General features: G+C 70.4%; 22 protein-coding genes. 10 read left to right on the plus strand and 12 right to left on the minus strand.

From position 1 onward, the window contains the following. Position 1 precedes the first annotated feature (1 nt). From ACFYWJ_RS34430 to clpS, 5 genes are all read right to left on the minus strand, one after another. Positions 2 to 280 (minus strand): MoaD/ThiS family protein, encoded by a 279-nt coding sequence (locus ACFYWJ_RS34430; RefSeq protein ID WP_355284190.1) that lies wholly within the window; start codon positions 278 to 280, stop codon positions 2 to 4. Between the two features lie 35 nt (positions 281 to 315). Next, on the minus strand, positions 316 to 735 hold the full coding sequence (locus ACFYWJ_RS34435) for a M67 family metallopeptidase (RefSeq protein ID WP_355284262.1): 420 nt from the start codon (positions 733 to 735) through the stop codon (positions 316 to 318). A gap of 114 nt (positions 736 to 849) precedes the next feature. Then, on the minus strand, positions 850 to 1,908 hold the full coding sequence (locus ACFYWJ_RS34440) for a P1 family peptidase (protein WP_355284192.1): 1,059 nt from the start codon (positions 1,906 to 1,908) through the stop codon (positions 850 to 852). A 24-nt stretch (positions 1,909 to 1,932) separates the two neighbouring features. Next, positions 1,933 to 2,502, minus strand: a complete 570-nt coding sequence (locus ACFYWJ_RS34445) for a DUF2017 domain-containing protein (RefSeq protein WP_355284194.1) — start codon at positions 2,500 to 2,502, stop codon at positions 1,933 to 1,935. Between the two features lie 13 nt (positions 2,503 to 2,515). Then, complete coding sequence (clpS, locus tag ACFYWJ_RS34450) at positions 2,516 to 2,866, minus strand: ATP-dependent Clp protease adapter ClpS (RefSeq protein ID WP_355284197.1); 351 nt, start codon at positions 2,864 to 2,866, stop codon at positions 2,516 to 2,518. Between the two features lie 61 nt (positions 2,867 to 2,927). On the opposite strand from clpS, the gene ACFYWJ_RS34455 reads away from it, so the two are divergent. From ACFYWJ_RS34455 to ACFYWJ_RS34480, 6 genes are all read left to right on the plus strand, one after another. Beyond that, complete coding sequence (locus tag ACFYWJ_RS34455; RefSeq protein WP_355284200.1) at positions 2,928 to 4,241, plus strand: nicotinate phosphoribosyltransferase; 1,314 nt, start codon at positions 2,928 to 2,930, stop codon at positions 4,239 to 4,241. A 116-nt stretch (positions 4,242 to 4,357) separates the two neighbouring features. Next, positions 4,358 to 4,924, plus strand: coding sequence for an isochorismatase family protein (locus tag ACFYWJ_RS34460; RefSeq protein WP_355284202.1), 567 nt, complete (start codon positions 4,358 to 4,360; stop codon positions 4,922 to 4,924). An 86-nt stretch (positions 4,925 to 5,010) separates the two neighbouring features. Next, a complete protein-coding gene (locus tag ACFYWJ_RS34465) occupies positions 5,011 to 5,547 on the plus strand; it encodes a hypothetical protein (RefSeq protein WP_355284205.1) in 537 nt (178 codons plus the stop codon). A 56-nt stretch (positions 5,548 to 5,603) separates the two neighbouring features. Further along, a complete protein-coding gene (locus tag ACFYWJ_RS34470) occupies positions 5,604 to 7,649 on the plus strand; it encodes an ATP-dependent DNA helicase (protein ID WP_355284207.1) in 2,046 nt (681 codons plus the stop codon). A gap of 167 nt (positions 7,650 to 7,816) precedes the next feature. Continuing rightward, positions 7,817 to 8,446 (plus strand): methyltransferase domain-containing protein, encoded by a 630-nt coding sequence (locus ACFYWJ_RS34475; protein ID WP_355284209.1) that lies wholly within the window; start codon positions 7,817 to 7,819, stop codon positions 8,444 to 8,446. A gap of 150 nt (positions 8,447 to 8,596) precedes the next feature. After that, positions 8,597 to 9,934 carry a glycosyltransferase 87 family protein gene (locus tag ACFYWJ_RS34480; protein WP_355284212.1) on the plus strand — a complete coding sequence of 446 codons (1,338 nt, stop codon included), beginning with the start codon at positions 8,597 to 8,599 and terminating at the stop codon, positions 9,932 to 9,934. A 3-nt stretch (positions 9,935 to 9,937) separates the two neighbouring features. Here the strand turns inward: ACFYWJ_RS34480 and ACFYWJ_RS34485 are convergent, their stop codons facing one another. From ACFYWJ_RS34485 to ACFYWJ_RS34510, 6 genes are all read right to left on the minus strand, one after another. Continuing rightward, on the minus strand, positions 9,938 to 10,750 hold the full coding sequence (locus ACFYWJ_RS34485; protein WP_355284215.1) for a hypothetical protein: 813 nt from the start codon (positions 10,748 to 10,750) through the stop codon (positions 9,938 to 9,940). Between the two features lie 209 nt (positions 10,751 to 10,959). Continuing rightward, entirely contained in the window at positions 10,960 to 11,517 is a 558-nt protein-coding gene (locus ACFYWJ_RS34490; RefSeq protein WP_355284218.1) for a DoxX family protein, read from the minus strand. A 178-nt stretch (positions 11,518 to 11,695) separates the two neighbouring features. Then, complete coding sequence (locus ACFYWJ_RS34495; RefSeq protein WP_355284221.1) at positions 11,696 to 12,109, minus strand: hypothetical protein; 414 nt, start codon at positions 12,107 to 12,109, stop codon at positions 11,696 to 11,698. A gap of 64 nt (positions 12,110 to 12,173) precedes the next feature. Then, complete coding sequence (locus tag ACFYWJ_RS34500; RefSeq protein WP_355284224.1) at positions 12,174 to 13,535, minus strand: NCS2 family permease; 1,362 nt, start codon at positions 13,533 to 13,535, stop codon at positions 12,174 to 12,176. A 97-nt stretch (positions 13,536 to 13,632) separates the two neighbouring features. After that, entirely contained in the window at positions 13,633 to 16,203 is a 2,571-nt protein-coding gene (gene glgP / locus ACFYWJ_RS34505; protein ID WP_355284227.1) for an alpha-glucan family phosphorylase, read from the minus strand. Between the two features lie 70 nt (positions 16,204 to 16,273). Beyond that, positions 16,274 to 16,696, minus strand: coding sequence for a VOC family protein (locus ACFYWJ_RS34510; RefSeq protein WP_355284230.1), 423 nt, complete (start codon positions 16,694 to 16,696; stop codon positions 16,274 to 16,276). Positions 16,697 to 16,775: 79 nt separating this feature from the next. Here ACFYWJ_RS34510 and ACFYWJ_RS34515 point away from each other — a divergent pair, with 79 nt between their 5' ends. The 4 genes from ACFYWJ_RS34515 (at position 16,776) to glgB (ending at position 22,300) form a co-directional block, all read left to right on the plus strand. Next, positions 16,776 to 17,366, plus strand: coding sequence for a TetR/AcrR family transcriptional regulator (locus ACFYWJ_RS34515; RefSeq protein ID WP_355284233.1), 591 nt, complete (start codon positions 16,776 to 16,778; stop codon positions 17,364 to 17,366). 50 nt (positions 17,367 to 17,416) lie between these two features. Then, on the plus strand, positions 17,417 to 18,061 hold the full coding sequence (locus tag ACFYWJ_RS34520) for a LysE family translocator (protein WP_355284235.1): 645 nt from the start codon (positions 17,417 to 17,419) through the stop codon (positions 18,059 to 18,061). Between the two features lie 82 nt (positions 18,062 to 18,143). After that, positions 18,144 to 20,144: an alpha-1,4-glucan--maltose-1-phosphate maltosyltransferase gene (locus ACFYWJ_RS34525; RefSeq protein WP_355284237.1), complete on the plus strand. Its 2,001-nt coding sequence runs from the start codon at positions 18,144 to 18,146 to the stop codon at positions 20,142 to 20,144. Continuing rightward, positions 20,144 to 22,300 (plus strand): 1,4-alpha-glucan branching protein GlgB, encoded by a 2,157-nt coding sequence (gene glgB, locus ACFYWJ_RS34530; protein ID WP_355284240.1) that lies wholly within the window; start codon positions 20,144 to 20,146, stop codon positions 22,298 to 22,300. Before ACFYWJ_RS34525 ends, glgB begins: the two co-directional genes overlap by 1 nt. Here glgB and ACFYWJ_RS34535 read toward each other — a convergent pair. Next, positions 22,297 to 22,689: a nitroreductase/quinone reductase family protein gene (locus ACFYWJ_RS34535; protein WP_355284243.1), complete on the minus strand. Its 393-nt coding sequence runs from the start codon at positions 22,687 to 22,689 to the stop codon at positions 22,297 to 22,299. The genes glgB and ACFYWJ_RS34535 overlap by 4 nt on opposite strands. Positions 22,690 to 22,705 lie beyond the last annotated feature (16 nt).

Consider the following 22,705-nt stretch of genomic DNA (forward strand, 5'->3'; position numbering starts at 1 on the left):
GTCAGCGCGCGCCGCCGGCGACGGCCGGCAGGATGGTGACCGACGCGTCCGCGGGCACCTCGGCGTCGAGCCCGCCGGCGAACCGCACGTCCTCGTCGTCGACGTAGATGTTGACGTAGCGGTTGAGCTTGCCGTCCTTGAGCAGCCGCTCGGCCAGGCCGGGGTGGTTGGCCTCGAGGTTGTCGATCAGGGCCGACAGGGTCGCGCCCTCACCCTGGACGCGCTTCTCGCCTCCGGTGAGACCTCGCATGATGGTCGGAATGGACACGGTTACCGGCATGGGGACTCCTCGGGTGTGACTTCGTTTCGGTGGGTTCAGGCGTCGTAGGAGGCGACGATCCGCACGGGCTCTTCGGTGACCTCGCCGTCGACGATGCGGTAGCTGCGCAGTTCGTGCTGCTCCGGATCGCGGGTGGAGATCAGCACGTAGTGCGCGAACGGCTCGGAGGCGTACGAGATGTCGGTGCGACTGGGGTAGGCCTCGGTGGCGGTGTGCGAGTGGTAGATCACCACGGGGGTCTCGTCGGCGTCGTCCATCGCGCGCCAGACCTTCAGCTGCTCACCGGAGTCGAAACGGTAGAACGTGGGCGAGCGCTCGGCGTTGACCATGGCGACGAAGCGTTCCGGCCGGTCGCCGCCCTCGGGTCCGGCGATGATGCCGCAGGCCTCGTCGGGGTGGTCGGCGCGCGCATGCGCCACCATCGCGTCCACGAGATCGGCCCTGATCACCAGCACTTCCTCGACCCTTTCCACAAACCTGCCTGCGTGCTGTCGAGCACCACCTCGACAACGACCCACCCTATTCGGCTATTCCGCGCGGCGCGCATCCCGGTCCCCACCTGCGGGGAGTCAGCGCGGAAACAGATCTCGATAGGCCGGGATCCCGGCGATCGAGGTCGCGCTGAGCACGGCGTCGACGACGGCCCGCTCCACGACCACGGCCGCCGCGGTGCACAGCTGGTCCAGCAGCAGCAGATCGCCGGGGAACGCGCCGGGCAGCGGGATCGGTGGCACCTCGATCGTGCCGGTGGACAGCGCGAACAGGGTGTCGCCGTCGAGCGGGGAATGCACCGGGCGGATCGCGCGGGCGAGGCCGTCGTGCGCGGTGGTGGCCAGTCTGCGGCAGGCGATCGGATCGAGCGCGGCGTCGGTGGCGACGACGCCGATGGTCGTGTTGAGCACGGTGCCCTTCACCGGCAGGGCGGCGAGCGCGGCGATCTCGGCCGCGGTGCCGGGCCGCAACCCGAAGAAGTCGGGCCCGTCGGTGCCGACGCCCCACGGCAGACCGGTGCGCGGATCGACCACCGAGCCGACCGGATTGGCGACGATCACCGCGCCCACCGTGACCCCGGCGCCCGGCCCGTCGGCGAGAACCACACTCGCCGAACCGATTCCGCCCTTGAGCGCCCCGGCCCGCGCCCCGACCCCGGCACCGGCGGTACCGCGCGCGAACTCCCCCGCGGCCGCCTCGGCCGCCAGGAAACCGAAGTCGGCGTCGGGCCGGATGTGCCACGCCCCCACCGGCAGGTCGAAGATCACCGCGCCGGGCACGATCGGCACCACCCGGCTCGGATCGGTGGGATCCATCGGGATGCCCTCGCCGTGTTCCTCCGACCAGCGCATCACGCCGTCGGCGGCGGCCAGCCCGTACGCGCTGCCGCCCGCGAGCAGGACCGCGTTCAGCTGCCGGACGGTATTGCCCGGATCGAGCAGGTCGGTCTCCCTGGTGCCGGGCCCGCCGCCGCGCACGTCCACCGCGGCGGTCGCGCCGCCGGGGACGCGCACCACAGTGCAGCCGGTCGCCGCGCCGGTGCCGAGGGTGACGTCGTCGTCGAGGACCTGATGATGGCCGACCAGCACGCCGGACACATCGGTGATCGCGTTGCGTGGACCGGGAACGCCGCTCATGCCCCCGACCCTAACGCGCGGAAATCAGGGCGCGAGCGCCTGCAACAGCGAGTCCTGCATCCAGGTCAGCCAGTGGTAGACGTCCAGGTGCGGCGCGCGCGGATCACTCGGATCGAAGTGTTCGGGCGTGTCGTCGTCGATGTCGAGCAGGGTGCCCAGCGCCAGGCGGACATCGGTGAGCGCGGCCAGCCAGGCGTCGGCCTGCTCGGGGGTGAGCACGATCTTGCCGCCCACCTCGGGACAGCTGTCCAGCACGACCCGGCCCGCGGCCAGTTTCGCGTCGATGATCTCGGGCTCGTGCAGGCTGCGCAGGGCGGAGTTGAGGTCGGCGCGCTTGGCGTCGGGCGACCCGGGTTCGGCGCGGTGGAAATCGGGCAGCAGGCGCAGCAGCTGCGGATCGTCGGGCGGGGTGGAGTTGCCGGTGCGCAGGCCGGTCAGCGCGGCGAGTTCGTCCTCGGGGGCCTCGGCCGCGCGGTCGCTGAGCAAGCCGGACACGGCGCCGACCAGGGAGCGCAGAACGGTGGCCTCGTGCTCGTCCATCTCGGATCGAAGCTTCAGGCCACTCAGTGAGTTCTTCCTGCTCCACTTGCGCACAGGGTTACGGTACTCAGTCGTCTCGCTGCATGGTTGCCCAGAGTCCCGCCGCGTGCAATCGGCGGACGTCCTGCTCCATCTTGTCGCGTGATCCGGAGGACACGACCGCTTTGCCCTCGTTGTGCACCTGCAACATCAACTCGGTCGCCTTGGCTTTGCTGTAGCCGAAGAGCTTCTGGAAGATGTAGGTGACGTAGTGCATGAGGTTCACCGGGTCGTCCCAGACCACGGTGACCCAGGGCCGGTCCTCGGCCTCGAGGATCTCGGTCTGCTCGACCGCTTCCGGCGTCGCCTGTGCCGCTGACAGTGCGGCGTTCACGGCGTCGGTGACGGCGCCGGCTCGAACGGAATTGCACACGGCCATAAATCCCAGGGTACGACGCGGCCACACAGAAACAACACCCGCGGTGACTACAGTTTCCGGTGTGCAGATCCGTGACGAGTTCGCCAGCACCGCGCTGCTGACCGATCAGTACGAGCTGACCATGCTCGCCGCCGCCCTGGCCGACGGCTCGGCGCATCGGCAGTGCACCTTCGAGGTGTTCGCCAGGCGCTTGCCGCACGGTCGCCGCTATGGCGTGGTGGCCGGTACCGGGCGGCTGCTCGACGCGCTGACCCACTTCCGGTTCGGTCCCGCCGAGCTCGACGTGGTCGCCCGGTTCCTCGACCCGGCCACCGTCGACTGGTTGCGGGAATATCGCTTCACCGGCGATATCGACGGCTACGCCGAGGGTGAGCTGTACTTCCCCGGCTCACCGATCCTGTCCGTGCGCGGCAGTTTCGCCGAATGTGTGCTGCTGGAGACGCTGGCCCTGTCGATCCTCAATCACGACAGCGCGATCGCCTCGGCGGCCGCGCGCATGGTGAGCGCGGCGGCGGGCAGGCGGATGATCGAGATGGGCTCGCGGCGCACCCACGAACTGGCCGCGCCGTCGAGTTCGCGCGCCGCCTACCTGGCCGGTTTCGACGCCACCTCCAACCTGGAAGCCGTGCGCGGCTTCGGCGTGCCGGGCGCGGGCACCAGCGCGCACGCGTTCACGCTGCTGCACAGCGGCGCCGACGGCGAGCACGAGGCGGCCGCGTTCCGCAGCCAGATCGACGCGCTCGGCGTCGGCACCACCCTGCTCGTCGACACCTTCGACATCACCAGGGGCGTGGCGACGGCGATCGAGGTGGCCGGTCCCGAGCTGGGCGGCGTGCGGATCGACTCCGGTGATCTCGGCGTGCTGGCCAGGCAGGTGCGCGACCAGCTCGACGGGCTCGGCGCCACCGGCACCCGCATCGTGGTCTCCGGCGATCTCGACGAGTACGCGATCGCGGCCCTGCGCGCCGAACCGGTCGACGTCTACGGCGTCGGCACCTCGCTGGTCACCGGCTCCGGCGCGCCGACCGCGGGCATGGTCTACAAGCTGGTCGAGGTCGACGGCATCCCGGTGGCCAAGCGCAGCAGTCACAAGCAGTCGCGCGGTGGCACCAAGAAGGCGGTCCGGCTGGCCCGCGCGACCGGCACGATCGTCGAGGAGATCATCTACCCCGCCGACGGAGAAGCACCGGCCACCAACGGTTTCCAGGCCAGGGAGCTGCTGGTGCCGCTGGTCCGCAAGGGCGCCGTGGTCGACGGTGTCGCGACGCTGGCGCAGAGCCGGGAGCTGGTCGCGCGCGGGCTGGTCAGCCTGCCGTGGGAGGGGCTCAAGCTGTCGGCGGGCGAGCCCGCGGTACCGACGACCTTCCTGGGCTGAGGCCCACGCGCGGCTGAGTGGCCGCACCGGCATAGGCAGCGGAGAATGATGTCGTCGAGGCCCGGCGTGACGCGACCGTCGCGCGAGTTCGGACCGGCGGAGAAGTGGAGGACGGCATGGCACGCGGTCTGGTGATCGTGGATGTGCAGAACGACTTCTGCGAGGGCGGCTCGCTCGCCGTCGCGGGTGGTGCCGCCGTGGCAGCGGCGATCAGCGAGTTCGTCGCGGGCGCCGGCTACGACGCGGTGGTCGCGACCAGGGACTATCACGTCGACCCCGGTCCACATTTCTCCACCGAGCCCGATTATGTCGACACCTGGCCGCCGCACTGCCGGGTCGGCACGCCGGGCGCGGACTTCCATCCCGCCCTGGATACCGGCTCGATCGAGGAGATCTTCTCCAAGGGCGAGTACTCGGCCGCCTACTCCGGCTTCGAAGGCGCGGCCGCCGACGGCACCACCCTGGCCGACTGGCTGCGCGCCCGCTCGATCGACACCGTCGACGTCGTCGGCATCGCCACCGACCACTGCGTCCGAGCCACCGCGCTCGATGCCCGCGCCGCCGGGTTCGGCACCCGCATCCTGCTGGACCTCACCGCGGGCGTCGCCCCGGCGACGGTCGCCACCGCGCTCACCACGCTGCGCGAAGCAGGCGTCGAGTTGTCGGGCGAAATCCCCGCCTGACCCGGTCCTCGGCGCGACCGGCTCCCGGCGCGGGCAGCCGCGTGACCGCTCGCGGCGAGCGGGTGGGACACGGCTAGCCTGCCCCCATGGACTACCGATTCCCGGCGCAGGCGCGCGCCCGATTGACGACGGCGCTGGCCGAGATCGACTCCATCCACGACGCCGCCGACATCGTCTTCTGGTCCAACCCCGTCACCGACGACCTCCAGCGTCGCGGCGTCGGCGCCTTCGCCGAACTCCCGCCCGCCTTCGCCCACCTGCTGGCCCTGTCGAGCCTGCACACCAGCGTCCTGGACACCGGCTTCAGCGGCTACCTGCGCACCCGGCGCGGCGAACTCCCCTGGGCCACCCGTGGTTTGCGCGCCGCGGGCATGCCGCGCCTGGCCGCCGCCGCGATCCTGGCCGCCCGCGACGCCTCCCCCAGCTCCCCCGACGACGCCCTCGACCGCTTCTTCGACGACGAACACCAGACCCTGGCCAACCCCGGCCAGATCCGCCGCCCCGACGGCGCCCGCGCCGACGACCCCGACGAGATCTACGACATCAACGAACCGGCCGACTTCGAACAGCGCGTCCTCGACTACATCCGCGCCAACCTCGACGACTTCGTCCGCGAGTCCTGACCGGGGCTCGCCGTCGGCCGATCGGACTTGTCCGAGGGGGCGGATAAGCTGCCAGCGTGCCCGAACTTCCTCCCGTCGCCGACCTGCTCGCCACCGCCGTGCATGCCCTGGGAGGCAAGGAACGCACCGGCCAGACCACCATGGCGACGGCGGTCGACCACGCGATCGACACCAAGGAGCACCTGGCGGTGCAGGCGGGCACCGGCACCGGTAAATCGCTGGCCTATCTGGTGCCGAGCCTGCGGCACGCGGTGCGGACCGGGCGCACCGTGGTGGTCTCCACCGCGACGATCGCCCTGCAGCGTCAGCTCGTCGACCGCGATCTGCCGCGCCTGGCCGACGCGCTGAGCAAGCCGTTGGGCCGGGTGCCGCAGTTCGCGATCCTCAAGGGCCGCAACAACTATCTGTGCCTGAACAAGATCAACAGCGTGATCCCCGAAGACACCGGCGGCGAGGCGGAACTGTTCGACGCCTTCGCCATCTCCAAGCTGGGCCGCGAGGTGCAGCGGCTCAACGAGTGGGCGTCGGACACCGAGACCGGCGACCGCGACGAGATCGCTCCCGGCGTGAGCGACCGGGCCTGGCGTCAGGTCAGCGTGTCCTCGCGCGAATGCCTCGGCAAGACCCGCTGCCAGTTCGGCCAGGACTGCTTCGCCGAGAAGGCGCGCGCCGAATCGGCCCAGGCCGATGTCGTGGTGACCAACCACGCGCTGCTGGCCATCGACGCGATCAGCGGCATCCAGGTGCTGCCCGAACACGATGTCGTGGTGATCGACGAGGCGCACGAACTGGTCGACCGGGTCACCGGCGTCGCCACCGCCGAACTCGCCGCGACCGCGATCAGCGCCGCGGCCCGCCGCTGCACCAAGCTCATCGACGAACGCGAGGTCGACCGGCTCGAGGGCGCCGCCGAGGCGTTCCACGAAGCGCTCGAGGACATGCCGCCCGGCCGCTGGGACCAGCTGCCCGACGGCATCGCGCCCGTCCTCGCGCTGGTCCGCGACGCCGCCTGGAACGCGCGCACCGCCCTGGCCCCGACGGGCAGCGTGAAGGCCACCGACGATCCCGACAACGCCGCCGCCCGCACAATGGCCGTGGCCGCCATCGACGACGTGCACGACGCGGCGGTGCGCACCCTGACCGCGTTCGAGGAGGCCGATCCGGCCGCGCGCCGCGATGTCATCTGGCTCTCGGCCGACGAGATCCGCGGCGTCGCCCGCCGCACCCTGCGGATGGCGCCGCTGTCGGTGGGCGGCCTGCTGCGCAGCAGGCTGTTCGGCACCGCGACCGTCGTGCTCACCTCGGCCACCCTGCAGATCGGCGGCTCGTTCGACGGGCTCGCGATCACCTGGGGCCTGCCCTCGCAGTCCGGCGGCAAGGTCGACCCGGCACTGGCCAACGGCGCCACCGCGCCCGCCGACCTGGAGTCGGTGCGCTGGAGTTCCCTCGATGTCGGTTCGCCGTTCGATCACGCGAAGTCCGGCATCCTCTACGTCGCCAAGCACCTGCCCGCGCCGGGCCGCGACGGTCTGGCCCCCGCCTACCTCGACGAGATCGAGCAGCTCATCACCTCCGCGGGCGGGCGCACGCTCGGCCTGTTCTCCTCGATGCGCGCCGCCAAGGCCGCCACCGAGGCACTGCGCGAGCGGCTCGACACCCCGGTGCTGTGCCAGGGCGACGACTCGATGGGCGCGCTGGTGCGCAAGTTCGCCGACGACCCGGCCACGTCGCTGTTCGGCACGCTCACCCTGTGGCAGGGCGTCGACGTGCCCGGCCCGTCGCTGAGTCTGGTGATCCTGGACCGCATTCCGTTCCCCCGCCCCGACGACCCGCTGCTCACCGCCCGCCAGCGGGCGGTGGAATCGCGCGGCGGCAACGGCTTCATGACGGTGGCGGCCAATCACGCGGCGCTGCTGCTGGCCCAGGGCACCGGCAGGCTGTTGCGCAGCGTCGACGATCGCGGCGTCGTCGCGATCCTCGATTCGCGGCTGGCCACCGCCCGCTACGGCGGCTACCTGCGCGCTTCGCTGCCGCCGTACTGGGAGACCACCGACCCCGAGGTGGTCGCGAAGGCGCTGCGCAGGCTCACCGCGTCCGCGTGAGCTGAGGGACTTTTACACCCGGTCTTGCAATCGGCATGACCACACCCGTGAATTCACCGCCGGGCGAACGCAACTCGTGAGAACGTTGGGTGATGAAGCACCACGCCGATGGCGAGGTACTCGGCGAATTTCTGGTCAGTGCAAGATCTTTGGCCGAGTACCGCGCGATGTTTCACCTGTCCGACGACGATCTCACCGGCCGCAGGGTGCTCGATTGCCCCGGTGGCGCAGCGAGTTTCGCGGCCGAGGCCACCGCCCTGGGGGCCACGGTCACCGCGATCGATCCGATCTATGCCCGTCCGACCACCGACCTGGCCGTCGACGCCGTCACCGAGAACGACCGCGCCGTGGCCTGGGCCGCCGCCAATGCCCACCGCTACCGCTGGGACTGGTACGGCTCCCCCGACGGCCATGCCGCGATCCGGCGCGGCGCGGCCCGGCGCTTCGCCGCCGATCTGCGCGCCGCGCCCGACCGCTACATCGCCGCGAGCCTGCCCGAACTCCCGTTCCCCGACAAATCCTTCGATCTGTCGCTGAGCTCACACCTGCTGTTCAGCTATGCCGACCGCCTCGACGCCGAATTCCACCTGTCCGCCCTGCTCGAACTGTCCCGCGTCACCGAGGGCGAGGCCCGGCTCTATCCCCTGCTCGACTACACCGGCGCACCACTGGACGACCTCATCGCCGGGCTGCGCACCGAACTCCACGACAAGGGCGTCCCCACCGCGCTGCGCAAGACCCGTTACGAATTCCATCACGGCGCCGACACCATGCTGGTCCTGCAACCGGCCGCGTGACCGGGCCTTTCCGAGTTCGGTTCGCCGCCAGGCCGAACCAGTTTCATAGGGATCGCCTACCAACGGCGGGCCACACCGCGCCACTCCGACGGGCGGGCGGTAGGTTCTTAGTCGTGCATACGATGCGAGCCGGCCGGTAGTACGGCAGTGGTGGAGAAATCTCGACGCGCGGAGTTCCCGCGCACGGTCTCGACGCTCCTCCTGCTACTCGGTACCGCCGTCCTCGGCGTGACTCTGCTGTTCACCACCATGGATCCGTGGATGGACAGCGGCGGCATCCTCGTCGGCGGCCTCGACGTCCACATCTACCGCGACGGCGGCTGGCGGGTGCTGCACGATCGGGCGCTCTACATCGAGCCGACGCACTACGGACTCCTCTACACCTACACGCCGTTCTCGGCGCTGGCCTTCCTTCCGCTGGTGCTGGTGCCGTGGTCGGCCGTCACCACGACCTGGCTGGTCCTCAACCTCGCCGTGCTGTTCGCCTGTGTGCTGCAGAGCTGGCGGATGCTCGGCTACCGGGTGACGCCGCGCCTGGCCGTGGTCAGCGCGCTGATCATGCTGGCGTTCGTCTTCGCCGAGCCGGTGCGCACCACGCTCTACTACGGGCAGATCAATCTGTGGCTCATGCTGCTGGTGCTGTGGGACTTCTCCCGCGCCGAGCACAGCAGGCTGCGCGGTCTCGGCGTCGGCATCGCGGCGGGCATCAAGCTGACCCCGCTGTTCTTCGTTGCCCAGTATCTGGCGCAACGGCAGTGGCGCGCCGCGGCCACCGCCGCACTCACCTTCGCCGCGACGATCGGCCTGACCGCCCTGGTCCTGCCGAGCGATTCGTACCAGTACTGGACCTCGACGTTCTTCCAGTCCGGTCGCATCGCCCCCGATGTCCACCCCGCCAATCAGTCGCTGCGCGGCGCCGTCGCCCACCTCGTGCACGGGCCCGCCCCGGTCTGGTTGTGGCTGCTGATCGCCGTCCCGATCGCGCTGCTCGCCCTGTGGCTCGCGGCCGAGCTGGTGCGCCGCGACGAACCGCTGCTGTCGGTGACCCTCGGTGGGCTCACCGCCTGCGCGGTCTCGCCGTATTCGTGGGGGCACCACTGGGTCTGGTTCGTCCCGCTGACGGTCTATCTGATCCATCGCGCCCAGACCCGCGGCCGCTGGTGGGTCGCGGCGGGCGCGCTGTACCTCGCCATCGCGGCGTGGACCTACACCTACACCCCCACCTGGGTCAGTGTCGGCACCTTCCTGCTGCCGCCGTGGTGGCCGGGCGCGCAGGTGATGATGAACATCTACGTGGTGGTCTACCTGATCGTGCTGATCGGCGTCGTCCACCTGGTCCGCTCGACGCCGCCGCGCCGACGCCCCGAGCCGATCGAACCGACCGTCATCGATCCCCCTGCCGCGCAAGAACTCTCCCGCGCGATCCGGCCGCCGCGCGTCGCCGGCGGGGCGCACCCCGACGACGACCGCCCGGCCATGGTGGACTGAGCGCTACCCGCAGGCCCAGTCGAAAACGCCCGACTCCAGGTCGAGCTGGGCGTTGCCGCCGCCGAAGTTCATCCCGGAGACCTCCTCGATCTCCAGGTAGAACGGGGTCAGGCCCTCCGGGAGCGCCTGGACGGGGAACGCGGTGCCGCCCAGGTGGGAGCGGCCGAACAGCGGCTCGGCCCAGGGGTTCCAGCCGGAGTCCTCGGTGAGCGGGTCCTGGTAGCGCGAGTTCGGGACGTATTCGACCGGCGGGATACCGATATTGGGGTCGGCGACGCGCTCGGCCAGCCAGACGCCGATGGTGGGATGCACGTCGTCCCAGGCATTGCAGCCCTCGTCGCTCGCGACCGGCGAGCCGGGCAGGCGCACGTCGGCGGGCGGCGCGACCGGGCCCGCGGCGAATTCCGCTTCGGTCAGCCAGACCAGCGCGAAGACGCCGCCGATCTCGTCGTGCAGGAGCTGCAGCTGCGAGTGCAGCCGGGTCGAGACCAGCTCGCGAGCGACCGGATCGTCGGCGGCCGCGTCGGCCACGATCGGGTCGGTCGCGTCGGCGAACTGCCCCTCGCCCTGGAAGAAGGCGATGGCCGGGTATTTCGGCCCGCGGCGCTGATAGTCGACGGGCAGTCGCAGGGTGAGCGCGTGCATCATCGGCAGTCCGGTGACCGGCCCGCGCGGCCAGCTCGCCGGATCGATCGCGGGCCCGTCGCTGCCGATCCACCCGGAGCGCACCGGCGTGTCGAGCGTCAGCGGCTCACCGCCGGGCGTCTCCGCCAGTTTGTCCGCCGAATCCCCGAAACCCAGGTCGTAAGCCTTCATCGCAGCTCTCCTCTTCGATGCGCGGACGGTGCGTGGCGCCGCTTCGACAAGCGCCGTCGCCGAGGGTAACCGCTACCGGCGACAGGCGCGGGCACTGCGTGGAACCGCGGGCATACGGCCGATGACGAAACGTCGCACACCGGGAACGAAAGCGGCGGCGCGGCAACCGGATACCGGTCACCGCGCCGCCGCGAACGACGCCGCTCAGCTCAGAGCGCGGCCTTCAGGATCAGCGTGAGCACCGCGGCGACCACGGCGACGGCCACGGCCGCGCCGCCCCAGGCGACACCCTGGCGCGCCCACGGACGGCCCGCGTCGAGCGAGAAGCGGCCCGGGCCGGTGAAGGCCAGGCCGGCGGCGGCGATGGCGTAGACCAGCGGCGTCGAGTAGCCGGTCACCGACGGGTCGGCCGGGAACAGGCCACCGGCCCACAGCACATTGATCGCGTTGATCATCGTGCCGAGCACGATGGCGGCGGCCAGCGGCGTGAACAGACCGAATACCAGCAGCAGGCCGCCGACCAGCTCGCTGAGCCCGGCGAGCGTGCCGAAGAGCACGCCGGGGTTGTAGCCCATCGCCTCGAAGCTGTCGGTGGTGGTCTGCCACCCCATGCCGTTGAACCAGCCGAACAGTTTCTGCGCGCCGTAGGCGGCCATCAGGCCACCGAAGCCCACGCGCAGCACCAGCAGGCCGATGCCGGCGGCGGTGACCTCGTCGGCGGTGGCGGGGGAAGTAGCGGGAGTGGTGCGGGTAGCGGTGTCGGTCATCGTTTCCTCATCTGCGATTCGATACATGCCCGCAACCGGACCACGGTCCGATTGCCTCGTCCGGTCACAACCCCGGGTCCGGCGCGACTATTTCCCGCCACCCCCGGCACTTCCGTGACCCTGCTCACACACAACAGAAAGGCCGCCCCGAAGGGCGGCCTCTGCGCGAAGACTCAGTTCACCACGCCATGGTCGCGTAGCTGACCAGGGTGCTCTCCGACTCCTGCGACAGCTTCCAGGTGCCGCCGATGTTCTTCCAGGTCACCGGGATCGGGAAGGCGTAGTCGCCGAGGCGGCTGTTCAGGGTCGCCGAGAGGGTGTCACCGTCGACGGTGACCGGGCCCGAGACGTCCCAGCTGTAGCCCGGGATCCGGTTGACGGTGTCGCGAACGACGGTGAGGCTACCGGCGTTGCCCGACTCGAGTTCGGCCGAGGAGCCGTTCATGGCCGCCTGGAGCTTGCCCTGGAGCTCACCGGCCGACGGGGTCGCCGGGGCGGCGATCGCGGCGGGAGCGGTGGCGACGACGGCCGCGGTGACCGGCGCGAAGATGGTGGCAACCGCCATCGACGCGGCAACGAGCGAGCGCTTCATAGGTAACTCTCCTTCAAGCTTGGCTAGGCTAGCCTAAGTATAGGCACAGCTATGGTGAGTTCACCTACTCGACGAGGAAGAAGAAGTACCCCAGGAACAACACCATCAAAACCCACATGGCCGGATGGACTTCCTTGACCCGGCCCCGGGCGACCATCACCACCGGGTAGAAGATCATGCCCATCGCCAGTCCGTTGGCGATCGAATAGGTCAGCGGCATCATGATCACGGTCAGGAACGCGGGTACGGAGTATTCGAGGTGCTGCCAGTCGATCTCGCCCAGTGAGCGCGCCATCAAGACGCCGACCACGATCAACGCGGGCGCTGTCACCTCGGCCGACCCGGCGATCACCGAGAAGATCGGGTAGCAGAACATCGCGATCACGAACCAGCCCGCCGTGGTGATCGCGGTGACACCGGTTCGGCCGCCCGCCGACACACCGGCGGTCGATTCCACATAGGCGGTGGTGGTGGAGGTACCGATGATCGCGCCCGCCGTCGTGCCGACCGAGTCGGCGGCCATCGCGCTGCGCGCCCGTGCCAGCGTGCCGTCCTTGTTGAGCAGGCCCGCCTGGTTGGCGACACCGATCAGGGTGCCCGAGGCGTCGAAGAAGTCGACGAACAGCATGGTGAGCACCACCACGATCATCTGCCCGGTGAACGCGTCGGGCAGATGGATGATCGCCTGGCCGAAGGTCTGATCCAGGCCCTTGGGCAGCTCGGCGATCCCGTCCGGGATGCCGACCAGGCCGGTGACCATACCCAGGACCGTGGTCGCGACGATGCCGTAGAGCACCGCGCCGTGCCAGCCGATCACCAGGAAGACCACCGTGACGACCAGCCCGAACAGGGCGAGCAGCGTGGTGCCCTTGGTGAAGTCACCGAGCGTGACCAAGGTCGCGTCGCTGTTGACCACGATGCCCGCGTTCTTCAGCCCGAGGAACGCGACGAACAGACCGATGCCGGCGCCCACCGCGAACTTCATCTGCAGCGGAATGGCATTGAGGATTCGTTCCCGGATCTTGGTGATCGCCAGGATGAAGAAGATGATGCCCGACAGCAGGGTGCCCGACAGGGCGACCTGCCACGGAATGCCCATGCTCAGCACGACCGTGTACGCGAAGAACGCGTTGAGACCCATGCCGGGCGCGAGCGCGATCGGGTACCGCGCCCAGATGCCCATGACCAGGGTGCCGAAGATCGCGGCCACCGCCGTCGCGGTGAACACGGCCTGCATCGGAATGCCCTTGTCGCCCAGGGCGCCCTCGTCACCGAGGATCGACGGATTCACCGCCAGCACATAGGACATCGCCAGGAACGTGATCGTGCCCGCCATCGCCTCGCGCCGGAAGGTGGACCCGCTCGACGTGACACCGAAGTATCCGTCGATGCGCCCTCGGGCGCGGGTAACGACATCGCTGGCCATGACACTCCAGTCCGAATTTCAAAGAAGAAGGATGCCCAGGAACGGTAGCGGAAAGTTCACTGAATCGAAGAACCCGGCATCCGTGTCACGACGCAGGTCACGCCCCCGCGACGGCCACCAGCCCCAGTTCGGCATCCGACGCGAGCAGCGCGTTGTGGGGCAGCACACGCACGGTGTAGCCGACGGCGCCCGACAGCGGCACCGGCGACTGCACGGCATACAGCTCCACGCCCTCGTCGGTCCCGGTGTGCGTCATCTCGATGGTGGTGGTGTCGGACAGGTCGTCGGCCGGCGAGACCCGGCCGAGCACCGCCTGCACCACGACATCCGAGGGCGCCAGCCCGCCGAGTTCGACGCGCGCCTCCAGCGACAGCTTCGCCCCGATCACCGGGGTGTCGGGCAGGCCGGAACTGTCGACCTGCGCCACCCGCACCGACGACCAGGCCGCGTCGACCCGCTTGCGGTACTCGGCGACCTGCGCCGCGCCGGCGAATCCGTCGGCGGCGGCCCGGCCGAACGCGGCGGCCGCCGGGCCGTAGTACTGCTCGGCGTAATCGCGGACCATCCGCGAGGCCAGCACCTTCGGGCTGGTGGTCTGCAGGGTGTGGCGCACCATCTCGGTCCAGCGCACTGGCACGCCTGCCGCGTCGCGGTCGTAGAAGCGCGGGGCGACCGTGCGCTCGACGAGCTCGTAGAGCGCCGCGGCCTCGAGATCGTCGCGGCGGTGCTCGTCGCGTACGCCGTCGGCGGTGGGGATCGCCCAGCCGTTCTCGCCGTCGAACATCTCGTCCCACCAGCCGTCCCGGATGGACAGGTTGAGGCCGCCGTTGAGCGCGGACTTCATGCCGGAGGTGCCGCACGCCTCGAGCGGGCGCAGCGGATTGTTCAGCCACACATCGCAACCCCAGTAGAGGTAACGGGCCATCGACATGTCGTAGTCGGGCAGGAAGACGATGCGGTGCCGCACCGCCGGATCGTCGGCGAAGCGCACGACCTGCTGGATCAGCGCCTTGCCGCCGTCGTCGGCGGGATGGCTCTTGCCCGCGACCACCAGCTGCACCGGCCGCTCGGGATCGAGCAGCAGCGCGCGCAGCCGCTCGGGGTCGCGCAGCATCAGGGTCAGCCGCTTGTAGGTGGGCACGCGCCGGGCGAACCCGACGGTGAGCACCGAGGGGTCGAAGACCTCGTCGATCCAGCCCAGTTCCGCGTCGGCCGCGCCGCGCTGATGCCACGACTCGCGCAGCCTGCGGCGCACCTCCTCGATCAGGACGCCGCGCAGGGTGTTGCGCGTCGACCACAGCTGCCCGAGATCGACATCGCTGAGCTTCTCCCAGCCGCGCGCCTCCTCGACCAGCTCCGGGCCGACCAGCTCGCGCGCCTTGTCGATCCATTCCCTGGCCGCCCAGGTCGGCGCGTGCACGCCGTTGGTGACCGAACCGATCGGCACCTCGGCCGCGTCGAAGCCCGGCCACAGCCCGGCGAACATGTCCCGGCTGACCTCGCCGTGCAGCTTCGAGACACCGTTGGCGCGCTGGGCCATGCGCAGACCCATGTGCGCCATGTTGAACACGGAGGGATCGGATTCCCGGCCGAACGCCAGGATCCGGTCGACCGACAGCCCCGGCAGCAGCGCGGATTCGGACTCACCGTGCGCGCCACCGAAGTAGCGGCGCACGAGCGGCATCGGGAACCGGTCGATGCCCGCGGGCACCGGGGTGTGCGTGGTGAACACGGTGCCTGCCCGGACCGCAGCCAAAGCGGTGTCGAAATCCAGTCCGCCCGCGATGAATTCCCGGATCCGCTCCACCCCGAGGAAGCCGGCGTGGCCCTCGTTCATATGGAACACGTCGGGATCGGGCAGCCCGTTGGCGCGGGTGTAGGCGCGCACCGCGCGGACCCCACCGATCCCGGCCAGGATCTCCTGCTTGATCCGGTGGTCCTGATCGCCGCCGTAGAGCCGGTCGGTGACCGCGCGCAGCTCCGGATCGTTCTCGGCGATATCGGAATCGAGCAGCAGCAGCGGGATCCGGCCCACCTGGGCGATCCACACCCGCGCCCGCAGCACCCGGCCCTCCGGCATGCCGACATGGATCAGCACCGGCGAGCCGTCGCTGGTGAGCAGCCGCAGCGGCAGACCCTGCGGGTCCAGCGCCGGGTAGTGCTCCATCTGCCAGCCGTCGGCCGACAGCGACTGCCGGAAATACCCGGAGCGGTACAGCAGCCCGACGCCGATCAGCGGCAGACCCAGATCGGAGGCGGCCTTGAGATGGTCACCGGCCAGGATGCCCAGCCCACCCGAGTAGTTCGGCAGCACCTCGGTGACACCGAACTCCATCGAGAAGTAGGCGATCCCGGCGACATTCGTCCCGGTCTGCTGCTGGAACCAGCGCGGCCGCGCCAGATAGTCGCGCAGCCCGTCGGCGGCCGCGTCCACCCGGGCGACATACCCGGCATCGGCGGCGAGCGCGTCGAGCCGCTCGGCGGGCACCTCACCCAGCATCCGAACCGGATCCTGGCCGACCGCGCGCCACAGCTCCGGGTCGAGGTCGGCGAACAGATCCTGCGTCGGGCCGTGCCACGACCACCGCAGGTTCGTCGACAACTCGCCCAGCGCGGTGAGCCGCTCCGGCAGATGGGCACGGACAGTGAACCGACGAAGTGCCTTCACCCGCCAAAGAGTACCGAGTGTCGCGCCCGGATGCTGTTCGGGAGCCCGAGCGTCGTCGATCCAGCCGGTTCTACCCGGTGAACTGGGCGGCGAACTCGGGAGTGGGCGGGACCTCCGTGATGACGTCGATCAGGACGCCCGAGGGGTCGCTGACGATGAAGTGGCGCTGGCCGAAGTCCTCGGTGCGGAGCGCGAGTTCGGGGTGCAGGCCGCCGGTTTCGACCAGACGGTGCCATTCGGCGTCGACGTCGTCGACCTCGAAGTTCAGGACCAGACCCTGGACCGGCTTGCCGTAGCCCTCGGGGATGGTGGGGTGGGTGGGATCGAGCAGGGCCAGTTCGTAGGCGGGCTCGGCGTCGCGGGCGGGGCGGCGGAGGCTGACGTACCAGTCGGCCTCGAAGGTGATCTCGAAGCCGAACCAGCGCGTGTAGAAGTCGCGGGACTCCGCGATCCGGGAGGTGGCCAGAACCGGGTAGAAGCTGCTCAGTGCCATGACTTTTCCTTTCACATACCGATGGTATGTGTCGTAGGCTAGTTCACATACCACTGGTAGGTCAATGGGAGGACGGCGGATGACAGCCACGGCGCGGGCACGACAGCGCGAGGAGACGCGGCGGGTGCTGGTGACGCAGAGCAGGCGGCTGTTCGCCGCGAAAGGCTATGCCGCCGTTGGCCTGTCGGAGATCGTGTCGGCGTCGGGTGTCACCAAGGGCGCGCTCTACCACCACTTCGACAGCAAGGCCGAGCTGTTCCGCGCGGTCCTCACCCAGGTGCAGCAGGAGGTCGGCGAGCAGGTCGCCGCGGCCGCCGACGCCGAGCGCGATCCGTGGGCCCAGCTGACCACCGGATGCGCCGCGTTCCTCCGGGCCAGCGCCGATCCCCTGGTCCAGCGGATCATGCTGATCGACGGACCCGCCGTGCTCGGCTGGCACGAATGGCGCGCCCTGGACGAGGCCAACTCGGCCCGGCACCTGCACGAGGCCCTGGCAGCCCTGGTCGACGCGGGCATCCTGGCGCCACAGCCGATCGCTCCCCTCACCCAGCTGCTCTCCGGCGCGATGAACGAGGCCGCCCTCTGGCTCGCCACCACCGCCGACCCCGGCGCGCTCCCCGACACCATCACCGCCCTGGACAAGCTCCTCGCGGGACTGCGCACCACCTGACCGCCACAAACCGCTGGCAGCCACCGCCGAACCCATGTCACCATGCAGCGATGCCGCACTGGGTCGATGTCCTGCCCGAATTCCTGCTCGCCTCGCTGATCCTGGCCGCCCTGCCGGGCCCGGCGACCGCGCTGTTCCTGCAGCGCTCGGTGCGCGACGGCCGACGCGCGGGGCTGGCCGCGGTCGCGGGCAACGAGATCGGCGTACTCGGCTGGACGCTCGCCGGCGGCACGGGGCTGTCGATCCTGCTGGCGGCGAACCGGTGGCTGAACACGGCGATGCACGTCGTCGGCGCGGCGGTGCTGATCTGGCTCGGCGTCCAGGCCTGGCGCCACGCCCGCGGCGCCGACGACGATTTCGGCGCCGCCCTGACGGCGAAACTCCCCGGCGGCAACACCCCCGCCGCCGCCTTCCGCGCGTCGCTCCTCTCGATCGCCGCCAACCCCAAGGCCGCGGTCTTCGGCATCACGATCCTGCCGCAGTTCCTGCCGACCGAAGGACCGGTGCTGCCCACCCTGCTGATCCTGGCCACCATCCAGGTGATCCTGGACGGGGCCTGGTGCGTCGCGGTCGTCCTGGCCGCCGATCGGGCGGGTGCCTGGCTGCGCCGCGCCGCCATCCGCCAACGCGTGGAACGGACCCTGGCCGCGATCTTGGTCGCCCTCGGCCTCGGCCTGGCCGCGGACGCCCGCTGAGCGGAGGCGGCCCGCGTTCTCGGCTGGTCCGCGGGTTGCGGCGCTCAGCGCCCGGTCGGCGGAAATGCAGTAGGTTTGTGCGGTGACCGGCCGGATTGCCATAGATGACATCGCCCCGTCCATCCCCGGCGGCCGCCCGGCCAAGGCCGCCGTCGGCGAGGTGTTTCCCGTCCGCGCCGTGGTGTGGCGCGAGGGGCACGACGCCGTGGCGGCGACGCTGGCGGTGCGCGCGCCCGGCTCGTCCCGGATCACCCGCCTGCGGATGACCCCCGACTACGAGCCCGACGTCTTCAACGGCCTGTTCACCCCGCACACCCCCGGCGTGTGGACCTTCCGGGTCGAGGGCTGGAGCGATCCGATCGCGACCTGGCGCTCGGCCGTGGAGGCCAAACTCGCGGTCGGCCAGACCGCCCTCGACCTGGCCAACGATCTCGAGATCGGCGCCACCCTGTTCGAGCGGGCCGCCCAGGCGGTGCCCAAGAAGCAGTTCGAACGGTTGCGCGCCGCCGCCACCGCGCTGCGCGGCGACGAGCAACTGCCGGCCAGGGTCGCCCCGGCGTTCAGCGAGGAGGTCGCCGAGATCCTGCGCGCGACCCCGCTGCGCGAGATGGTCACCCGCGGCGCCCAGCATTCGGTGCTGGTCGAACGCAGGCGCGCGCTGGTCGGGTCCTGGTACGAGTTCTTCCCGCGCTCGACCGGCGGCCGCGACGCCGACGGCCATCCCGTGCACGGCACCTTCGCGACCGCAGCGCGCGAACTCCCCCGCATCGCGGGCATGGGCTTCGACGTCGTCTACCTGCCGCCGATCCACCCGGTCGGCGAGATCAACCGCAAGGGCCGCAACAACGCGCTCACCACCGAGCCGGGTGACGTCGGATCACCGTGGGCGATCGGTTCGGCCGACGGCGGCCACGACGCCACCAACCCACTGCTCGGCACCGAGGCCGATTTCGTCGACTTCGTCGCCACCGCAACAGGTCTCGGCCTCGAGGTCGCGATCGACCTGGCCCTGCAGTGCGCCCCCGACCACCCGTGGGTCCAGGCGCATCCGGAGTGGTTCACCACCCTGCCCGACGGCACCATCGCCTTCGCGGAGAACCCGCCGAAGAAGTACCAGGACATCTATCCGGTCAACTTCGACAACGACCCCGACGGCCTCTACGCCGAGGTGCTGCGGGTGGTCCGGCACTGGATCGCCCTCGGCGTCATCATCTTCCGCGTGGACAACCCGCACACCAAGCCCGCCGACTTCTGGGAGTGGCTGATCGCGCAGGTGCGCCGCACCGACCCCGACGTGATCTTCCTGTCCGAGGCGTTCACCCGCCCGGCCCGGCTCTACGGTCTGGCGCGGCGCGGATTCAGCCAGTCCTACACCTATTTCACCTGGCGCGTCTTCAAGTGGGAGCTGGCCGAATTCGGCACCGAGCTCGCGGCCAAGGCCGACGAGGCCAGGCCGAACCTGTTCGTGAACACCCCCGACATCCTGCACGAGAGCCTGCAGCACGGCGGTCCCGGCATGTTCGCCCTGCGCGCGGTCCTCGCCGCGACCCTCGCACCCACCTGGGGCGTGTACTCCGGCTACGAGCTGTTCGAGCACGAGGCCGTGCGCGCGGGCAGCGAGGAGTACCTGGACTCGGAGAAGTACGAGCTGCGCCCGCGCGACTTCACCGGCGCGCTGGCCCGCGGCGAGTCCCTGGAACCGTGGTTGACCAGGCTCAACGAGATCCGCCGCGCCCATCCCGCGTTGCAGCAGCTGCGCTGCATCCACTTCCACGAGATCGACAACGACGCGCTGCTGGCCTACTCCAAGATCGATCCGGCCTCCGGCGACGCGGTGCTGGTGATCGTCAACCTCAACCCCTACGGCGCCGAGCAGGGCCACATCTCGCTCGACCTGCCCGCGATCGGCCGCGAGTGGCACGACCACCCGGTGGTGTTCGACGAGGTCACCGGCGAGGAATACCACTGGGGCCAGCGCAATTTCGTGCGCCTGGACCCGGCGCGGGCCCCCGCCCACATCCTCGCGCTGCCCGCCGTGCCCGCCGCCGCGCGCGCCCCCCTGGCCTACCGCCGGACGTTCTGATGAAACGCCGCGACCTGATGCTGCTGGCGGCGGGCACCCACCCCGACCCGCACACCGTCCTCGGCGCGCACCCGCAACCGGACGGCACCGCGATCCGGGTGCTGCGCCCGCACGCCGAGTCGGTGACCGTGCTGGTCGGCACCACCGAGCATCCGCTGAAGTCGCTGGGGCATGGCGTGTTCGCCGCCGTCCTGCCGTATCCACAGGTCGACGACTACCGCGTGCGCACCGCCTATCCCGGCGGCCAGACGGTGATCACCGCCGACGGCTACCGCTTCCTGCCCACCGTCGGCGAGTTCGACCTGCACCTCATCGGCGAGGGTCGGCACACCCGGCTGTGGGAGGTGCTCGGCGCGCACCCACGGCACTACACCACCCTCGACGGCGATGTCGACGGCACCTCGTTCGCGGTGTGGGCGCCGAATGCGCGCGGCGTCACCGTCTTCGGCGATTTCGACCACTGGAGCGGCAACTCCGCGCCGATGCGCGCGCTCGGGTCGTCCGGGGTGTGGGAGGTGTTCGTGCCCGGTGTCGGGCCGGGCACGCGCTACAAGTACCGGGTGCACGGCGCCGACGGCCGCGTCGTCGATCACGCCGACCCGCTGGCCTTCGCGACCGAGGTCCCGCCCGCGACCGCCTCGGTGGTCAGCCGGGCCGACCACGTGTGGACCGACAGCGCGTGGCTGGACCGCCGGGCCGCCGCCGACGCCGTCCGCTCCCCCATGAGCGTCTACGAGGTGCACCTCGGCTCGTGGCGGCCCGGCCTCGGCTATCGCGCCCTGGCCGAACAGCTGGCCGAGTACGCGCGCGCGACCGGGTTCACCCACGTCGAACTGCTGCCGGTCGCCGAGCACCCGTTCGGCGGGTCCTGGGGCTACCAGGTCACCTCCTACTACGCCCCCACCTCCCGCTTCGGCGGCCCCGACGACTTCCGCTACTTCGTCGACCACCTGCACAACGCGGGCATCGGCGTGCTGCTCGACTGGGTGCCCGCGCACTTCCCGCGCGACGAATGGGCGCTGGCCCGCTTCGACGGCACCCCGCTCTACGAGCACCCCGACCCGCGCCGCGGCGAGCAACTCGACTGGGGCACCTACGTTTTCGACTTCGGTCGCAACGAGGTGCGCAACTTCCTGGTCGCCAACGCTGCCTTCTGGATCGAGGAGTTCCACATCGACGGCCTGCGCGTGGACGCGGTGGCCTCCATGCTCTACCTGGACTACTCGCGGCCCGACGGCGGCTGGGAGCCGAATGTCTACGGCGGCAGGGAGAATCTGGAAGCCGTCGACTTCCTCCAGGAGCTCAACGACACCGTGCATCGCGCGTATCCCGGCGTCGTCACCGTCGCCGAGGAGTCGACCACCTGGCCCGGCGTCACCCGCGGCACCGATGTCGGCGGTCTCGGTTTCACCATGAAGTGGAACATGGGCTGGATGCACGACACCCTCGGCTACCTGGGCCGCGACCCGATCCACCGGTCCTGGCACCACAACGAGATGACGTTCTCCCTGGTCTACGCGTGGAGCGAGAACTACGTGCTGCCGATCAGCCACGACGAGGTCGTGCACGGCAAGGGCACCCTGTGGACCAGGATGCCCGGCGACGACTTCGCCAAGGCGAGCGGCGTGCGCGCCCTGCTGGCCTACATGTGGGCACACCCCGGCAAGCAACTGCTGTTCATGGGCCAGGAGTTCGGCCAGTTCCGCGAGTGGGACAACGATCGCGGCCTGGACTGGCAGGAACTGGACAACCCACTGCACCAGGGCATCTCGACGATGGTCGGCGATCTCAACCGCACCTACACCGCGCACCCGGCGCTGTGGAGTCAGGACACCACACCCGGCGGGCACTCCTGGATCGAGGCCGACGACAGCGCCGCCAACGTCTTCGCGTTCCTGCGCTGGGGTGCCGACGGCAGCGCCGTCGCCTGCGTCTTCAACTTCTCCGGGTCGACCAGGGAGAACTACCGGATCGGCCTGCCGCACACCGGGTTCTGGCGCGAAGTCCTCAATACCGACGCCCAGGAGTACGGCGGGTCCGGCGTCGGCAACCTCGGCGGAGTCCGCGCCGAGGACACCCCCTGGCACGGCAGGCCCGCCTCGGCCACCGTCACCATGGCCGCCAACAGCGCGGTCTGGCTGGCCGCCGAACGCTAGTCGGTCAGCTCGATCCGGATCGTGAGCAGGTCGGTCCCGACCGTGCGCACAGCGGCGCTGTTGTAGCGCGGCAGCTCGCGCAGCCGGGCGTGCGGGTCGTCGTCGGGCACCAGGTGGGCGACGCCGTTGTGCCAGTGCCCGCGCAGCCGCACCCGGACCCGGTTGTCGGCGAGGATGTTGCGGACATACTGCGAGCGCTCGCCGAATTCGGAGACCAGCCAGAACTGGTCACCGACCCGGCGCCCGCCGATCGGCGTCGTCCGCGGCTGCCCGCTCACCCGGCCGGTGGTCTCGAGCAGCTGCTGGCCGGGCAGCCGCCGCGCGACCACATTGAGCGGCCGCTGGAACGTGGTGACGATCCGGTGCTGAATGTCGTTCTTGGAGCCCATGTTCCGACCGTAGCAG

The organism is Nocardia sp. NPDC003269, assembly GCF_042888005.1.
Classification (GTDB): domain Bacteria; phylum Actinomycetota; class Actinomycetes; order Mycobacteriales; family Mycobacteriaceae; genus Nocardia.

What these genes read in the sequence shown, in the direction of transcription:
- ACFYWJ_RS34430 (WP_355284190.1), bottom strand. Translation starts at nt 280, where the DNA reads ATGCCGGTAACCGTGTCCATTCCGACCATCATGCGAGGTCTCACCGGA.
- ACFYWJ_RS34440 (WP_355284192.1), bottom strand. Translation starts at nt 1,908, where the DNA reads ATGAGCGGCGTTCCCGGTCCACGCAACGCGATCACCGATGTGTCCGGC.
- clpS (WP_355284197.1), bottom strand. Translation starts at nt 2,866, where the DNA reads ATGGCCGTGTGCAATTCCGTTCGAGCCGGCGCCGTCACCGACGCCGTG.
- ACFYWJ_RS34460 (WP_355284202.1), top strand. Translation starts at nt 4,358, where the DNA reads ATGGCACGCGGTCTGGTGATCGTGGATGTGCAGAACGACTTCTGCGAG.
- ACFYWJ_RS34465 (WP_355284205.1), top strand. Translation starts at nt 5,011, where the DNA reads ATGGACTACCGATTCCCGGCGCAGGCGCGCGCCCGATTGACGACGGCG.
- ACFYWJ_RS34475 (WP_355284209.1), top strand. Translation starts at nt 7,817, where the DNA reads ATGTTTCACCTGTCCGACGACGATCTCACCGGCCGCAGGGTGCTCGAT.
- ACFYWJ_RS34485 (WP_355284215.1), bottom strand. Translation starts at nt 10,750, where the DNA reads ATGAAGGCTTACGACCTGGGTTTCGGGGATTCGGCGGACAAACTGGCG.
- ACFYWJ_RS34490 (WP_355284218.1), bottom strand. Translation starts at nt 11,517, where the DNA reads ATGACCGACACCGCTACCCGCACCACTCCCGCTACTTCCCCCGCCACC.
- ACFYWJ_RS34495 (WP_355284221.1), bottom strand. Translation starts at nt 12,109, where the DNA reads ATGAAGCGCTCGCTCGTTGCCGCGTCGATGGCGGTTGCCACCATCTTC.
- ACFYWJ_RS34500 (WP_355284224.1), bottom strand. Translation starts at nt 13,535, where the DNA reads ATGGCCAGCGATGTCGTTACCCGCGCCCGAGGGCGCATCGACGGATAC.
- ACFYWJ_RS34510 (WP_355284230.1), bottom strand. Translation starts at nt 16,696, where the DNA reads ATGGCACTGAGCAGCTTCTACCCGGTTCTGGCCACCTCCCGGATCGCG.
- ACFYWJ_RS34515 (WP_355284233.1), top strand. Translation starts at nt 16,776, where the DNA reads ATGACAGCCACGGCGCGGGCACGACAGCGCGAGGAGACGCGGCGGGTG.
- ACFYWJ_RS34520 (WP_355284235.1), top strand. Translation starts at nt 17,417, where the DNA reads ATGCCGCACTGGGTCGATGTCCTGCCCGAATTCCTGCTCGCCTCGCTG.
- glgB (WP_355284240.1), top strand. Translation starts at nt 20,144, where the DNA reads ATGAAACGCCGCGACCTGATGCTGCTGGCGGCGGGCACCCACCCCGAC.
- ACFYWJ_RS34535 (WP_355284243.1), bottom strand. Translation starts at nt 22,689, where the DNA reads ATGGGCTCCAAGAACGACATTCAGCACCGGATCGTCACCACGTTCCAG.